At 70.3% G+C, this 15,527-nt stretch carries 12 protein-coding genes; 4 read left to right on the top strand and 8 right to left on the bottom strand.

Annotated elements, in window-relative coordinates; genetic code table 11:
- Positions 1–191: 191 nt before the first annotated feature.
- The 3 genes from B2P18_RS06755 to dnaB form a co-directional block, all read right to left on the bottom strand.
- Positions 192–1,475, bottom strand: coding sequence for a HEPN domain-containing protein (locus B2P18_RS06755; RefSeq protein WP_286957346.1), 1,284 nt, complete (start codon positions 1,473–1,475; stop codon positions 192–194).
- Between the two features lie 106 nt (positions 1,476–1,581).
- Positions 1,582–1,713: a hypothetical protein gene (locus B2P18_RS06750; RefSeq protein WP_019286829.1), complete on the bottom strand. Its 132-nt coding sequence runs from the start codon at positions 1,711–1,713 to the stop codon at positions 1,582–1,584.
- 425 nt (positions 1,714–2,138) lie between these two features.
- Positions 2,139–4,781, bottom strand: a complete 2,643-nt coding sequence (gene dnaB, locus B2P18_RS06745) for a replicative DNA helicase (protein ID WP_286957339.1) — start codon at positions 4,779–4,781, stop codon at positions 2,139–2,141.
- Positions 4,782–5,441: 660 nt separating this feature from the next.
- On the opposite strand from dnaB, the gene B2P18_RS06740 reads away from it, so the two are divergent.
- A complete protein-coding gene (locus B2P18_RS06740; protein WP_286957335.1) occupies positions 5,442–6,791 on the top strand; it encodes an MATE family efflux transporter in 1,350 nt (449 codons plus the stop codon).
- A gap of 188 nt (positions 6,792–6,979) precedes the next feature.
- Here the strand turns inward: B2P18_RS06740 and B2P18_RS06735 are convergent, their stop codons facing one another.
- Genes B2P18_RS06735 through B2P18_RS06725 form a run of 3 tightly spaced genes read right to left on the bottom strand, consistent with a single transcriptional unit; the run spans position 6,980 to position 10,216 of the window.
- Entirely contained in the window at positions 6,980–7,765 is a 786-nt protein-coding gene (locus B2P18_RS06735; RefSeq protein ID WP_286957331.1) for a hypothetical protein, read from the bottom strand.
- The gene (locus B2P18_RS06730; RefSeq protein ID WP_286957328.1) at positions 7,762–9,150 is read right to left on the bottom strand and encodes a mycothione reductase; all 1,389 of its coding nucleotides are present in this window, start codon (positions 9,148–9,150) and stop codon (positions 7,762–7,764) included. The genes B2P18_RS06735 and B2P18_RS06730 overlap by 4 nt, the downstream gene beginning before the upstream one ends.
- A 40-nt stretch (positions 9,151–9,190) precedes the next feature.
- The gene (locus tag B2P18_RS06725; RefSeq protein WP_286957324.1) at positions 9,191–10,216 is read right to left on the bottom strand and encodes a Gfo/Idh/MocA family protein; all 1,026 of its coding nucleotides are present in this window, start codon (positions 10,214–10,216) and stop codon (positions 9,191–9,193) included.
- Between the two features lie 85 nt (positions 10,217–10,301).
- On the opposite strand from B2P18_RS06725, the gene iolG reads away from it, so the two are divergent.
- Positions 10,302–11,315, top strand: coding sequence for an inositol 2-dehydrogenase (gene iolG / locus B2P18_RS06720; protein ID WP_286957323.1), 1,014 nt, complete (start codon positions 10,302–10,304; stop codon positions 11,313–11,315).
- Positions 11,316–11,385: 70 nt separating this feature from the next.
- Here iolG and B2P18_RS06715 read toward each other — a convergent pair whose 3' ends face one another.
- Positions 11,386–12,447, bottom strand: coding sequence for a LacI family DNA-binding transcriptional regulator (locus B2P18_RS06715; RefSeq protein WP_286957322.1), 1,062 nt, complete (start codon positions 12,445–12,447; stop codon positions 11,386–11,388).
- Between the two features lie 114 nt (positions 12,448–12,561).
- Here B2P18_RS06715 and B2P18_RS06710 point away from each other — a divergent pair, with 114 nt between their 5' ends.
- Both B2P18_RS06710 and B2P18_RS06705 read left to right on the top strand, forming a co-directional pair.
- Entirely contained in the window at positions 12,562–13,797 is a 1,236-nt protein-coding gene (locus B2P18_RS06710) for a phytanoyl-CoA dioxygenase family protein (RefSeq protein ID WP_286957319.1), read from the top strand.
- A complete protein-coding gene (locus B2P18_RS06705; RefSeq protein ID WP_286957317.1) occupies positions 13,797–14,582 on the top strand; it encodes an SDR family oxidoreductase in 786 nt (261 codons plus the stop codon). Before B2P18_RS06710 ends, B2P18_RS06705 begins: the two co-directional genes overlap by 1 nt.
- A gap of 632 nt (positions 14,583–15,214) precedes the next feature.
- Here the strand turns inward: B2P18_RS06705 and B2P18_RS06700 are convergent.
- On the bottom strand, positions 15,215–15,527 hold a 313-nt coding region (locus tag B2P18_RS06700), incomplete at its 5' end, for an MFS transporter (protein WP_286957312.1).

The raw sequence follows: 15,527 nt of genomic DNA, 5'->3' as shown, positions 1-15,527 counted from the left end.
CATCGGTGGATCGAGGCTTAACACAAGCTCTGCGACTGCATGAAGGGCAGGACGCTCAGCGTCCGGTTCCTCACAGCCATGCTGCTCAAACTAGAGTCCGCTACTCACCAGGAAGCGTTGGCAGCCCGCACATTTTCGGCATCCTCGCGCCGGACGTAGACGCGCCACCACCTCCGGTATCCGGTCGCTGGTTAACGAGACTCCGCCAAAGTCACCGATCTAACCCCGATTCGCCGTGCGATCCACACTCGGAGCAGTTCAACTCCTTGCTGCAAGTGTTCGACCTTCACGTCAGGCGCCACGGTCGGTCGATTCGCATGCTTGACGGAGTTGTACGAGTCAGCGAAGTCTCGGCCGAAAGCAACGGTTGAGAACGAGAGGTCCCCCGCCACCTCTGATAGCAAGTGGTCAATGCGCATGCTGACGTTGGTCTTATTGGCTGAAGACTCCGATTTCCCCGATTCGGTCAACGCCTCGTAGCCCACAGCCTCAAGAGCAATACCCAGTTGTGAGATAAATGCGTCGACAGTCGCACCTTCCAAGTCCAAGAGACCCACGAACGGGACGATGCCTCGGCTGTACCTCGTCGCCAGCTGAAGCCAGCGAGAAACACCACGGGCTCCGATGTCTGAGAATCGAAACAGAAACCGATCAGCCTTAGGAATCCAGACACCCTCGGCTATCCCAGTCGTTGCGGTCCGAACCTCTCGCCACTGATGGCAGGCCTCCCCATCGCGTTCGACGTCCTCCAACACGTTCGCAGCGAGATGCGCCTGGAAATTGATGGGCTTCCACGCCGCGACCCTCACCAAGTTTCGGATGCAGGAATGAAGGTCGACATGCGACCTCCACGCGGCGGGCGACTTCGTGAACGTCTCGATGAAGACGCGGCTGGTATAGGCAACATCCGGCGACCACGCACCTGGCCCGGTGCCGCTCACGACTCCCCTGAGGTTCATGCGCCTAGCGAGAGGAAGTGCGTCAACACTCTTCAACGTGGTGGTGATCTCGAGCCCTCCACCGTCCTTTGGGACCTTGACGATCGTTTCGTGAGCGGAGAGGCCGAGCCAGTGGCCGAGTCCGTCAATCTCGGATCGAAAGCCATTGAGCACTTTGTAGTGAGCCGCGCTCCGCGCTCCTTCCACGGCATAACAGGCACGCACCGTGCCGCGCCCGACGCCTCGAAACACTGCGGTATTCGCTCGGCCACTCACGCAGCCGAGCAAGGCGACGGTCCCGCGGTCGTCGGCGTAGTCAAGCTCCGATGGTGGTTGGTATCGGTACTTCGTGCGATCTGGATCATCTCCGTGCAACACGCCATGAGACCACCAACGGGAGCGAGGGTCCTCTTTACTCAGGAACGGCACGTGCAGGCGAACCCCTGTGGTGTCGTATTCGTAGAGCGCACTCATCATCTCCGTACCGGGATCGCCGTCCGCGAGGAACCCAATGCGCGTCGACCGGTCTTCAGCCATCAGTTGCCCCGATTCATCAGATCTCTAACTGGAAACAACGACTCACCGTGGCCCTGCAAGCGATTCAGCGCCTTGTCTGCGGCGCAGCACATGCCTGAGCGCCAGTTCACCTTCTTGCCTGCTGGTCATGGGCGGTCTCGTAGAACACGTCGGCCAGCGCCACGACGACCCCATGCGCCCCGGGCCCGTCATTGTAGAAGTAGTCCGCCATGGTGTGGTGCGCGTCCTGATTCTCCACGACCGCCTCAAATTGTCCTGCTGTCGATTGATAGTGCGAAAATTGCAGACATCGCGAGGATCTCGTCAAATCCTCACAATGAATCATTGCGATCAAACTCGATCAGATTGAGTGTCCGTGTCGCCCGGGCTCATCCCGCTCGCCTCGGCTCTGCCAACAGAAACTCCCGAGACTCCTGGCATGTCAGGGGCGTGCAGGCGGTGACGGTGTGGCGGCCCCGAGCTCCACCCAATGCGTCTCACCCACACATCCTGGCTCGGCTGAGAGGCCCGTCGGCATCCCTTGCCGCCTCGGCGCCCACGTTGCTCGCGCAACCGCGGAGCCCGCCAAATGGTCCCGGTACCCAGGGATGCGCCGAGGGCGCCGGACATCTCAGACAGAATGTGGATTGCTCTAATTTTGAGCGCTTCTCGACAAACATCCGTCTAAAAGTTGGTGGCCATGTTGGTGAAGCGGGAGTAGTGGCCCTGGAAGGCGACCACGATCGTGCCAGTGGGACCGTTTCGGTGCTTGGCCACGATCACGTCAGCCTCGCCCTCGCGGGGAGATTCCTTCTCGTACATCGACTCTCGGTGCAGCAGCACGACCATGTCGGCATCCTGCTCGATCGAGCCCGATTCGCGCAGGTCGGAGACCATCGGCTTCTTGTCGGTGCGCTGCTCGGGCCCACGGTTCAGCTGCGACAGGGCGATGACCGGCACCTCGATCTCCTTGGCCAGGAGCTTGAGGGCGCGGGAGAACTCCGAGACCTCCTGCTGGCGGGACTCGACGCGCTTGCCGGAGCTCATCAGCTGCAGGTAGTCGATGACCACGAGCTTGAGGTTGTTGCGCTGCTTGAGCCGGCGGCACTTGGCGCGGATCTCCATGAGCGACATGTTGGGCGAGTCGTCGATGAAGAACGGCGCCTCGCTGAGCCGCCCGGTCGTGCGGGCGATCTTGGTCCAGTCGTCGTCCTGCAGCTCGCCCTTGCGGAGCTTCTGCAGCTGGATCGAGGCCTCGGCCGAGAGCAGACGCATGGTGATCTCGGTCTTGCTCATCTCGAGGCTGAACAGGACGGTGGCCTGCTGGTTGTGGATCGCCGCCGACCTCGCGATGTCCAGCGCGAGCGTGGAGTTGTGGGTCGGGATCATTGACCTGCCGGCGAGATACAGGTGGTCGTCGTTGCTCACCTGGATGCAGCGCACGGGCACCGAGGCGATGGGCTTCACCTTCGTGATGAAGCGGGAGTTTCTCCGCTGGAACTGGCGGCGACGAAGCTCCTTGTGCAGCAGCCTCTTGCGCTCCAGCACGAACACGTCCTCGTCCGAGGAGAAGGTGATCGTGAAGGCCGTCGAGCTCGCCGCCGAGCGGCCGCGCACCTTCTTGCGGCACATGTCACTTCGGTAGCCCAAGCCGGAGATGAGTTCATGTACGTCCTCGGCGAGGCGCAGGCTGGTGGTGGTGAATTGCACGCACCCGCCTGCAGACACGGTCCCGTCGGTGTCAAGGAGGCCAGCCAGCAGGGCGCGCCGCTGGGACTCGCTGGCCCGCTGGTACTCAACGGGGATGTGCTTGTCGCCGAGGACGCCGATCGTCCGGAGGCGGGCCTGGAGGGTTCCATGATGCTTCCGGCATGCCGTGCACTGGCGGCCCGTCGTGGTGGGGCCGCCGCAGTCGGGGCAGACTGGCGTGGCGATCGGCTTCTGAAACGCCTTGAGGCGCCCCCCGCACGACTTGCCACACGTCCTGACGTAGGCAACGGGGTTGGTGAACGGCGTCCCACACACGGCGCAGCTCCTCTGCTCAGCGACCATCTCGGTGGCGAGCTGCATGAGATAGCGCATCGGGGACGACGTCTTGGTCACGACCAGTCCATCGGCCTCGAGCCTCATCACGATCTCGGGGTCCGCCGTCGTGATCTGCGCAGCAGCAGACGTCCCGTCTCCCAGCCAGGCCCCCAGCGTGTACGGCTGGACCAGGAGCTCCCGCTCCGCGAGGGCGAGCGCAGCCGCCAGCGGCACGCTGTGGTTGAGGCGTGCGTCGGCTGTGCCCGTGCGCACCGTCGCAGCAATCTCCTCCGTGGTCCGGATCGCGGCGAACGTCCGCTGATTGCGCTGACCGTTCCTGCCGTCACGAGCGGCCTGAAGAGACTTGCGGCTGGCGCGCGTATCCGTCAGCCACTGGTGCTGGGCATCGGCCACGATGGTCGAGCCGTCCGAGAAGGACACCTCGTAGCAGGGTCGGTCGCTCATGACCTCGGTCGCAGCGACCACGCGGGTCGGACGACCGTCGGCCCCAATGACCTCGTCACCGACCTGGACCTCACCCATCGTGGTCCAGCCGGTCGGCGTCACGAGGGGGGTGTCGAGCGCAAGCGCCTTGCCGACGGCCGGTCGAGCGGCGATCACGATCATCTGGCCGGGGTGCAGGCCGTTGGTGAGCTGGTCGAGCTCGGTGAAGCCGGTGGGCACGCCGACCATCTCGCCGTTCTTGCCCGAGGCGTGCTCGATCTCGTCGATCGTGGCCTCGAGCACCTCGCCGACAGCGATGTAGTCCTCGCCGCCGCGCTTGTCGGCGACCTGGTAGACCTCGGCCTGCGCGGCGTTGACGATGTCCTCGACGTCGCCGCCCTGGCCATAGCCCATCTGCACGATGCGCGTGCCCGCGTCGACGAGGCGCCGCAGCACGGCGCGCTCCTGCACGATCTCGGCGTAGTAGCCGGCGTTGGCCGCCGTGGGCACCGCGTCGATCAGCTGGTGCAGGTAGGCCTGCCCGCCGATGCGCTGGATCTCGCCACGCTTGGTCAGCTCATCGGCGACGGTGATGGCGTCGGCCGGCTCGCCGCGACCGTAGAGGTCGATGATCGCCTCGTAGATCGTCTCGTGCGCCGGGCGGTAGAAGTCGAGCCCGCGCAGCGTCTCGACGCAGTCGGCGATGGCGTCCTTGGACAGCATCATCGAGCCGAGGACGGACTGCTCCGCGTGCACGTCCTGCGGCGGCACGCGGTCGTCGCCGCCACTCCCACCGCCGCCGGGTCCACCCCGCTCGGCGCCGTAGTCCCGACGGTCGTCCAGCTCCGCGATCGACACGTCTGCTCCCTCGTCTAGCCCTGCTCGGCCCGTCCCTGCACGGTCTCAGTCCACCACCGACCACTGACATACCCGCCCCGCCACCGACCTCCGGAGGGGTCTCGCGCGCGTGTGGACAAACCTGTGGATAACTTTGGTGGGCCTGGGCGAATCACGTCACCCGGACGGGCTGCTGCGCCACGGTATGGGCCGGGAGGAGGCCCGGGCAAACGGGGGTTGTGGACAACCTGGGGACAACACGCCGTGACGTGTGGGCAAGCCTGGGGACAAGCCTGTGGAGGGCGTGTGACTTTCCCGTGACCTAACGCTTCACCGGCCCTGTGACCAGCACGTATGCCGAGCGCCACCTGTGCACGGAAGATTTCTCGGCCGAGTTACGCCATCTGGGGCGCGCTGGACGCGGTGTGGACAAACCGTCTCATCCGCGACACGCCGACCCCCGCCCTCGAGCACCAGATCTCGCTCCCTGTCACCGCCATGTCACTCACAGGCATCGTTCGGGGTCCTGACCTGCGGGTTTCCACACCAGCTCGCCACAGGAGTCACATCTGTGGACAACGACACGCCCGAAACCCGCAGGTCACCGGTCGTTCACCAGCGCTTGGCATCGCGCGGTGACACGCGCTGGGAGCCCGGCGTCGCGGCGACTATCCTCGCCGGGTGGCGAGCGACCGGGAGACCCAGAAGCCGACGTCCCCCGCGCGCGAGATCCTCCGCCTCGCCGTCCCGGCCTTCCTCGCCCTGGTCGCCGAGCCGCTCTTCCTCCTCGCCGACAGCGCCATCGTCGGCCACCTCGGCACCCCGCAGCTCGCCGGCCTCGGCGTCGCGAGCGCCGCCCTCCTGACGGCCGCCAACGTCTTCGTCTTCCTCGCCTACGGCACGACGAGCATCGTGGCGCGTCACGTCGGTGCCGGTGACGAGCGCGGTGCCGTCGCCAACGGCCTCGACGGCGTCTGGCTCGCCGCCGCCCTCGGCCTCGTCACCAGCGTGCTCGTCGCGACCTTCGCCCGCCCCCTCGTGGCCGCCTTCGGCGCGAGCCCGGACGCCCTCGTCCACGCCGAGCACTACCTGCGCGCGAGCGCCGCCGGGATCCCCGCGATGCTGATCGTCCTCGCCGCCACCGGCATCCTCCGCGGCGTCCAGGACACCACCACGCCCCTGGTCGTGTCGGTGGCCGGTTTCACGTGCAACGTCGTCCTCAACGTCCTGCTCGTCTACGGCCTGCACCTCGGCATCGTCGGCTCGGCCATCGGCACGGTGATCAGCCAGTGGGGTATGGCGATCGCCCTGATCCTCGTCGTGGTGCGGGCAGCGCGGCGGCTCGACGCCTCCCTGCGCCCGCATCCGGGACGCGTGCTGGTGGCCGCGCGGGGCGGCATACCGCTGCTCATCCGCACGCTGGCCCTGCGCACGGTCCTGCTGCTGACCACGTGGGTCGCGGCGGGGCTGGGCGACGTCCCGCTCGGCGCCTACCAGGTGAGCGCGACGGTGTGGAGCTTCCTCACCTTTGCCCTGGACGCGCTGGCGATCGCCGCGCAGGCCCTGACCGGCAAGGCCCTCGGCGCCGGCGACACCGCAGGCACCCGCGCCGCCACCACCCTCATGATCCGGTGGGGCATCATCGGCGGCGCGGTCCTCGGCGCCCTGGTCCTCGCGCTGCACGCCGTGCTGCCGCACCTGTTCACGAGCGACCCCGAGACGCAGGCCGCCCTCGCCGCCGGCCTCGTCGTCGTGGCGCTGACGCAGCCGATCTCGGGGTGGGTCTTCGTGCTCGACGGCGTCCTGATCGGCGCCGGCGACACCCGCTGGCTGGCGTGGGCACAGCTCGCGCTCCTCGTGGCCTACATCCCCGTCGTGGTGGTCGTCCGCCACGTCGCCGGACCCCTCGACGATCCCGCCGCCGTGGTGTGGCTGTGGGTCGGGTTCAGCGTCTTCATGACCCTGCGTGGCATCGCGCTCGGCCTGCGCGCCCGCTCCGACGCCTGGCTCGTCACCGGCGCCACCCGCTGACCGCCACCCTGGCCGCCGGCACCGCGAGGCCTGACGCGGGATCGGTGCAGGTTGCATGTCACATGTGACACCGGACCTGCACCGATCACCACCGCGCACGTCGCCGAGCACGCGCCCGTAGCCGAGCACGCGCACGTCCCCCGCCCGACCAGCACCCCGTCAGGCGCCCACGGCCTCCTGCGCCGGGCTCAGCGCCAGCGCCACGCACCCGGCGACCGCCAGCGCGACGCCGACCAGGCCGCCGGGGCCCAGCCGGCGCGCACACCGTCACCGAGCCCGGCCACCCCCACCAGGCCGGGCAGCAGCACCTCCACGACCCACATCACCGCGGTCACGGGCCCGAGGGAGCCACGCTCGAGGCCACGGGCATACATGACGGCGCCGACCACGCCGGAGGCGACGAGCGCCCACGCGGCCGGCTGCGTCAGGACGCCGGTGACCATCGCGAGCCCGCCGCCGGACGGCTCGTGCACCGCACGGGCCGCGAGCGCCAGCCCCGAGAAGCCCACGCCGGCCAGCCCGCCCAGCACGAGCGGGTGACCGCGGCGCCACAGGGCGGCGGACGCCACGAGCGCGACCGCGACGAGGGCGACCACGGCCCCGGCATACCAGCTGGGCGGTGGGGTCGCGGACTCCGAGCCGGAGGACAGCGCGACCCCCGTGAGCCCGGCGGTGACGACGGCGATGGCCACCCAGTCGCGCGGGCGGGGCCGCACGCGCAGCACCACGGTCGCCAGCAGCACCGTCACGGCGAGCGAGCCCGCGAGCAGCGACTGGACGACGAAGAGGGGCAACGACCGCAGCGCCACCAGCGAGGCCACCCACGCGAGGGCGTCGCAGCCGAGCCCCAGCAGGTAGGCGGGGTGCCGCACGACCCCGGCCCCGGTGGCCCGGGACGCGGCGTATCCCTGCGAGACGGAGGCGACGGCATACATCAGCATGCCGACCACCGAGGCGACGAAGCCGAGGATCACAGCTCGAGCCCGAGCAACGCGTTCTCGACGACCTCCATCATCGCGGGGTGGATCCAGTACTGCCCACGCGCCATCTCGGGGACGGGGGTCCCGAGCGACATGGCCTGGATGAGCGGCTGCACCAGGTTGCTGGCCTGGTAGCCCATGAGGTGCGCGCCCAGCAGCAGCTTGGTCTCGGGGTCGGCGAGCAGCTTGACGATGCCCACCTGGTCCTCCATGGCCCAGCCGTATGCCGTGGCGCCGTAGTCCTGGACCTTGACGACGTAGTCGCGCCCGGCCGCCTGCAGCTCGCGCTCCGTCAGGCCGACCGACGCGATCTGCGGGTGGGTGAAGACGGCGGCAGGGACGTAGCGGTGGTCGCTGGTCCGCAGGTCGTCGGGGTGGGTGAGGTTGTGGGCGACGACCCGGGCCTCGTGGTTGGCCACGTGCTTGAGCTGCCAGTGGCTGCTGATGTCGCCGAGCGCCCAGACCCCCTCGACGCTGGTGCGCTGCTGCTCGTCGACCCACAGGCGGGGTCCGTCCATCCGATAGCCGACCTCGGCGAGCCCGAGCTGGTCGGCGTTGGGCACGCGCCCGGTGGCGACGAGGACGGCGTCCGCCTCGACCTCGCCCGACCCGGAGGGCCCGGTGGTCGTGAGGTGCCACGCGCCGTCGCGGCGCTCGGCCGCGCTGATCTGGGTGCCGAGCCGAAGGTCGTAGCGCTCGGCCGCGAGCTCGGTGAACCGCCCCGAGATCAGGTCGTCCTCCTTGCGCAGCAGGCTGCCGCTGCGCTGGAGCCAGGTCACCTCGACGCCGAACGCGTCGAAGATGTGGGCGAACTCCGCCGCGACGAAGCCGCCACCGACGATCGTCAGGCGGCGCGGCAGCTCCTCCATGCGCATGACGGTGTCGCTGGTGTGGACGCCCAGCTCGGGGGCCGCCTCGCGCAGACCGTCGACGTCGAGCATCGAGACGCGCGAGCCCGCGGCCACGACGATCTGGTCGGCCGTGATGGTCGCGCCGGTGCCGGTGTCGATCTCCTTGGGCCCGACGAACCGTGCGCTCCCGTCGAACACCGTGATGTGCGGGTCCTGGCGGCGGTACTGCTCGCCACCGGCCGCGATCTGGTCGATCCGCCCCGCGAAGATCCGGTCGCGCACCTCGCGCCAGCGCACCTGCGGGTCGCAGGGGAAGGACGCGCCGAGCCGGTCGAGGTGCTGCGCCGAGGTGATGACGTCGGCGGGGTAGGCGTACATCTTGGTGGGGATGCAGCCGACGTTGAGGCAGGTGCCGCCGAAGGTGCCCCGCTCGAGGATCGCGATGTCCTTGTCGGCCAGCTCGGAGGTGATGAGCGAGTTGCCCGAGCCCGTGCCGATGATGATCAGGTCGAAGTGACGGTCAGCCATGCGCTCGAGCCTAGACGTGCAGGCTGAGCACAGGCTGCCCTCAGGACTCCCCGGCCAGTCGGTCGCCCGTCACGGCCCTCACCTGGTCCATCGCCTCGAGGGTCGCGATCGTCGCGTCGAGGGGCCGTAAGCCGCTCTCGGTCCTCCCCTCGCCGAGGCACCGCGCGACCTCGAGCGCCTCCCAGAACAGTCCGTCGTGGGCGGTCGCCGCCTCGAGGTGGCGCAGCTGTCCCCCGCCGCGTCCGTGCAGGGTGAACGAACCCGGTTGGTACCACGGGCCGTCCAGCGACACCCAGGCGTCGGAGCCGCTGATCGCGGCGACGGTGGGAGTCTCGACGAGGGCGCTCGCGTGCAGCGCCGACTGCGCCTCGCCGTGCCGCAGCGTCATCGTCGTCTGCGCCATCGTGCCGGTCGGGCCGCGCACCCCCTGCGCGGCGACCTCGGTGGGCGCCCCGAACACCCACGTCGCCAGCGTCAGCGGATAGGTGCCGAGGTCCATCATCGCGCCGCCCGCGAGCGCCGGGTCGTGGATGCGGTGACGGTCGGGGAAGTACTCGCCGATGTCGGCGGACACGAGCGTCAGGTCGCCGAGCACGCCGTCGTCGAGCAGCCGGCTGATCACGCGGAACTTCGGCAGGCACAGCGACCATATCGCCTCCATCGCGAAGACGCCTGCGGCACGGGCGGCCTCGGCGATGCGCCGCGCCCCGGCGGCGTCGATCGCGATGGGCTTCTCGACCAGCACGTGCTTGCCCGCCGCGATGGCCAGCAGGGCGTGCTCGACGTGCTGCGGGTGTGGGCTCGCGACATAGACGACGTCCACGCGCGGGTGGGCGACCAGCTCGGCATACGACCCGAGGGGCTCGCCCCCGAGCCGCCCGGTGAACCGGCGGGCGCCCTCCTCGGACCGGGACCCGACCGCGACCACCTGGTGGTTGGTATGCCGAAGGACGGACGCGACGAACCGCTCGGCGATCCACCCCGTCCCGACGACGCCCCAGCGCAGGACGGGACCCCCGGTGGGATCGGGCAGGCGGGGCTCGGGCAGGCTGTGGGGGAAGGACATCGGTGTCGCTCCTCGGGACTGTGGCTGGACAGTGGCCAGGACATGTCAGATAGTACTAACAATTGCCGAACGAAGGAGATCGAGCATGTCCCTGCAGCCCGTCCGCATCGGTCTGATCGGCTGCGGCCGCATCGGCCGGGTCCACGCCCTCAGCGTCACCGCGGCCCCCGGGGCCGAGCTCACGACCGTCGTCGACGCCGTGCCCGCCGCCGCCGAGTCGCTGGGCGAGCTGCACGGGGCCCGCGTCGCCGCCACCCCCGAGGAGGTGCTGGCCTCCGACGACGTCGACGCCGTCATCATCGCCTCCCCCACCGCCACGCACGTCGACCTCATCGACGCCGCGATCGACGCCGGCAAGCCCGCCCTCTGCGAGAAGCCCATCGACCTGGACATCGCCCGGGTCGAGGCGCTGCGCGCCAAGGCGTCGGCCGCGACCACCCCGATCATGCTGGGCTTCAACCGTCGCTTCGACCCCCACTTCTCGGCGCTGCACGCGCGGGTCGCCGCCGGCGAGATCGGCCGCCTGGAGCAGCTGTCCATCATCAGCCGCGACCCCGCGCCGGCGCCGACGGAGTACCTCGCCGTGTCAGGCGGGATCTTCCGCGACATGACGATCCACGACTTCGACATGGCGCGGCACTTCGTGCCGGACGTCGTGAGCGTGTTCGCCTCGGGGACGGCACAGTTCAGCGAGGACATCGCGGGTCTCGGCGACTACGACTCCGTGGTGGTGGTGCTGACCGGGCGCGAGGGCCAACAGGTGACGATCACCAACTCCCGGCACGCGGCCTACGGCTACGACCAGCGGCTCGAGGCCTTCGGCTCGGAGGGGCTGCTCGAGGCCGGCAACGTCACCGACACGGTCGTGCGCCGGTGGAGCGCCGACGCGGTCGAGGTGCGCGAGCCCTACCAGAACTTCTTCCTCGAGCGGTATGCCGCGGCCTACCAGCGCGAGCTCGCGGCGTTCGTCGCCGCCATCCGCGAGGACGCGCCGGTGCCGGTGGGTTTCCACGACGGCTGGGCCGCCCTGGTCCTGGCCGACGCCGCCGCCCGGTCCGCCGCCGAGGGGCGCGTCGTCGAGGTCGACCTCGACGCCTGACCCGTCACCCGAACCCGCTGCTGAGCAGCCCGGGTCCGACGCGCTGTCGGACCCGGGCTGACCCGTCCGGTCAGGCCGGGTCGATCCAGCGCGTCGGCAGGTTGTAGCGCGTGATGATCTCCAACGACGCCGGCACGGTCAGCGGGGCACCCGACACCAGCCCGTGGTGCCGCAGCACCTGACGGACGGCCCGACGGCAGTCGCTCTGCAGGTCGTGGTGGATCACCGCGTCGATGGCCCCCGAGCGGAGCAGCGCGACGTTGTCCTCGTCGAGGTCGTGCGCGACGTAGGCGTCCACCCGTCGCCCCCGGCGCCGCAGCTCGGCGAGGGTGGCGCGGTTGCCACCACCGACGGAGTAGACCGCGCACACGCTCGGCTCCTCGTCGAGCGCCGGCCCGACCAGGTCGCCCGTGGCGGCATCGAGCCCGTCCGCGTCCGACACCACGACCACGGGCTCCTCCGGCCGCAGCACCGCCAGCTCGTCCTCGAACGCCCGCACCCGCTCATGCTCCCCCAAGAAGGTCGAGCGGCTCATCGTCACCAGCACCCGCCGCCCCTCGCCGTCACCCACGCCTCGCGGGGTCAGCCAGCGCGACACCAGGAAGGCTGCCGTCGCCCCCGCCTGCTGGTTGTCCAGTCCGACATACGCCACCCGCCTGCTGCTCGGGACGTCGGTGACCAGGGTGACCACCGGTATGCCGCGCCCCGCCGCCCGGTCCACCGCCGCCGCGATGGCCGGGTCGTCCGGCGCCTTGAGGAGCAGCCCCTGCGAGGTGCGGCCTCCCGACCCGACCCGGTCGATCGTCTCCACGAGCTCCTCGACGTCGGCCCGCTCGCGCAGGTGGAACCTCGCCCGCACGGCCGCTGGCCGCACCCACGCCAGCTCGGCCTCGAGCGCCGTCCGCACGGCGCCCGTGAACCGCGCCGGCGCCTGCATCACGACGTCCACCAGCACGGTGCGGGCGCCGAGCCGCAGCTGCGACTGCTGGCGGTCGAGCTCGAGCACGGCCTGCTCGACGGCCCGCACGGCCGCGGCGCTCACGTTGCTGCGCCCGTGCAGCGCGCGATCGACGGTGGCCTCGGACAGGCCGGCCTGGGCGGCGATGTCCTTGAGGGGGTGCGGCGGCCTCATCCCCCGACGGTAGGCCTGATCGCGACTGAGGTCTATCTGAGGTCTTTGACCCCATCCGACGGCCGGTCCGCGAGCCACCATGGAAGGGAAGGACCACGACGATGAGGAGACGCCATGCCGACCACGACCCGCCCGGCGCCCAGCCCGACCTACACGGCGCAGGACTGCCGCCTCGAGGACCTGCGCGCGGTGCTCGAGGCCCGCACCGACGTCACGGCATACCCGCACGCCCAGGCCGTCGAGCAGGAGGTGCTGCTCTATCGCGCCGACCGGCTGCGCGAGGCGCTCGGCACCGGGCCCGAGGCCGCCCGCGAGGTGCAGGCCGAGCTGGCCCGCGCACTGTCCGAGGGGCCGGGGATCGTGGTGCTGCAGGGCGCCTTCGAGCACGACGTGGTCGACCGGGTCAGCGACGGCTTCCGCACGATCATCGAGGAGCAGCGCGCCTCCGGCCGCGTGGCGGGCGACCACTTCGCCAGGCCCGGGGCCAACGACCGCGTCTGGAACGCCCTCGAGAAGCTCGCCGTCACCGACCCCGAGGCGTTCGTCGACTACTACGCCAACGACCTCGTGGCGCTGGCGGCGACGGCCTGGCTGGGTCCTGGCTACCAGGTCACCTCGCAGGTCAACGTGGTCAACCCGGGAGGCGCCGGCCAGACCGTGCACCGCGACTACCACCTGGGGTTCCTCGGGCCGGAGGTCAGCGAGCGCTACCCCCGGCACGTCCACCTGATGTCGCCGATGCTGACCCTGCAGGGCGCCGTGGCGCACGTCGACATGCCCGTCGAGAGCGGCCCCACGCTCTACCTCCCCCACTCGCACCGCTACGAGCCCGGCTACGTCGCCTACTGGCTGCCGGAGTTCCAGGACTACTTCCGCGACCACCACGTGCAGCTGCCCCTCGCCAAGGGCGACGCCGTGTTCTTCAACCCCGCGCTGTTCCACGCCGCCGGCACCAACCACTCGACCGACATCCGCCGCATGGCCAACCTCCTGCAGATCTCCTCGGCATTCGGCCGGGCCATGGAGCGCGTCGACCGGCGCCGCGTGGTCGAGGCCGTCTATCCGGTCCTGCTCTCCCGCCAGGACGCCGGTATGCCGACCGCCCGCCTCCACGACGCGATCGCCGCGTCGGCGGAGGGCTACGCCTTCCCCGCCGACCTGGACGCCGAGCAGCCCGTCGACGGGATGGCGCCACCCAGCCAGGCCGACCGGGTGCGCTCGGCGCTGGCCGCTCGGCTCCCGGTGACCGAGCTCGATTCGGCGTCCGACGCGGCGTCGACCGGTCCGCTCGCGAGCGCGGCGACCGAAGCCGCCACGGCCGCGGGCCCCACGACCGGGGGCGCGGCCTGATGCGCGAGCTCCTCCAGGACCGGGTGGTCCTCGTCAGTGGCGGCACCCAGGGCGTGGGCGCCGCCGTGGCGCGGGCCGCCCTGCGCGAGGGCGCCCGCGTCGTCGTCACCGGGCGCCGCGCGGACGTCGGGTCGGCGGCGGCCGACGAGCTGGCACGCGAGCACGGCTCGCACCGCGTGGAGTTCGTGCAGACCGACCTGGCCGACGTGGACCAGGCACGCGCCTCGGTCACCGCGACGGTCGAGCGCTTCGGCCGGGTCGACGGGCTCGTCAACGCCGCCGGCCTCACCTCGCGCGGGTCGCTGCTCGACACCACCCCCGAGCTGCTCCAGCAGCACCTCTCGGTCAACCTCGTGGCGCCGTTCTTCACGATGCAGGCGGCCGTCGAGGACATGCGCCGCCGGGGCGCCCCCGGCACGATCGTCAACGTGCTGACCATGTCCTCCCACGGCGGCCAGCCATACCTCGCGCCCTACGTCGCCTCCAAGGCCGGGCTGGCCGGACTCACCCGCAACGCGGCGTACGCCCACCGCTTCGACCGCATCCGCATCAACGGCCTCAACATCGGCTGGACCGAGACGCCGGGCGAGGACGAGGTGCAGCGACGCTTCCACGGCGCGCAGGACGGCTGGCTCGAGGAGGCCTCCGCCGCCCTCCCCATGGGCAAGCTGGGGCAGGTCGACGAGATCGCGGACATGGTCGTCTACCTGCTGTCCGACCGCAGCGGCGTCGTGACCGGCTCCGTCATCGACTGGGACCAGACCGTCCCCGGCGCCCACGACTGACCTCCCCCACCCACTCCGTCCCCGCCGCACCCGACAACAAGTGACCCGTCGGGGCGCACCAAGCCCGCTAACCCGCCCACACCCGACAACAACTGACCCCTCGGGGCGCACCCGGCCGTTGACCCGACGTTCGGGAGCCCCCCGCGACCCGACGGGTCACTTCCTGCACCCGACTCGCCTCACGGCGAGCACGCGAGAGACCCGGCTCGGGGGCCGGGCCGCCGCACCCGACAACAACTGACCCCTCGGGGCGCAGACCGCCACTTCGCCCCGCCACACTCGACAACAACTGACCCCTCGGGGCGGACCCGTCCGGTTAGCCCGCCGTTTGAGAGCTCCGCGCGACCCGACGGGTCACTTCCTGCACCCGGCGCTCGCGGCAGCCACGCGAGAGACCGGGCACCGGGCACGGGCCGACACACCCGACAACAAGTGACCCGTCGGGGCGCACCTAGCCCGCTAACCCGCCCACACCCGACAGCAACTGACCCCTCGGGGCGCACCCGTCCGGTTAGCCCGACGTTTGGGAGCCCGACGCGACCCGAGGGGTCACTTCCTGCACCCGGCGCTCGCGGTGGGCACGCGAGAGGCGGGCCGCCGGATCACCGACACCCCGCCTCTCGTCATACGGCTCAGACGAACTCGCCCCGGGAGAAGCTCTCCTCGAGCTCCTCGAGGGAACGACCGCTGGTGTTGGGCAGCATCTTCCACAGGAAGAAGATCGCCGCCAGGCCGATCACGAAGAACAGGCCGAACATCCCCTGCAGACCGGCCGCGCCCACGATCACGGGGAACGAGAAGGTCAGCGCGGCGTTGACCAGCCACATGCACAGGATCGAGATCCCCATGCCGAAGCCGCGGATGCGCAGCGGGAACATCTCGGACAGCGCGACCCAGACCGGCGCGTTGAGGCAGCACTGCATAAACCTCGATCCACCGATGGGC

Origin of the sequence: Arsenicicoccus sp. UBA2120 (assembly GCF_002330965.1) — a bacterium.
Lineage (GTDB): Bacteria > Actinomycetota > Actinomycetes > Actinomycetales > Dermatophilaceae > Arsenicicoccus > Arsenicicoccus bolidensis.
Note: the sequence above shows the minus strand (reverse complement) of the source record. Positions and strands in the feature narration are given on the sequence as shown.

Coding starts and splice junctions, on each gene's coding strand:
- B2P18_RS06755 (WP_286957346.1), bottom strand. CDS start 1,475: ATGGCTGAAGACCGGTCGACGCGCATTGGGTTCCTCGCGGACGGCGAT.
- B2P18_RS06730 (WP_286957328.1), bottom strand. CDS start 9,150: ATGGCTGACCGTCACTTCGACCTGATCATCATCGGCACGGGCTCGGGC.
- B2P18_RS06725 (WP_286957324.1), bottom strand. CDS start 10,216: ATGTCCTTCCCCCACAGCCTGCCCGAGCCCCGCCTGCCCGATCCCACC.
- iolG (WP_286957323.1), top strand. CDS start 10,302: ATGTCCCTGCAGCCCGTCCGCATCGGTCTGATCGGCTGCGGCCGCATC.
- B2P18_RS06715 (WP_286957322.1), bottom strand. CDS start 12,447: ATGAGGCCGCCGCACCCCCTCAAGGACATCGCCGCCCAGGCCGGCCTG.
- B2P18_RS06710 (WP_286957319.1), top strand. CDS start 12,562: ATGCCGACCACGACCCGCCCGGCGCCCAGCCCGACCTACACGGCGCAG.
- B2P18_RS06705 (WP_286957317.1), top strand. CDS start 13,797: ATGCGCGAGCTCCTCCAGGACCGGGTGGTCCTCGTCAGTGGCGGCACC.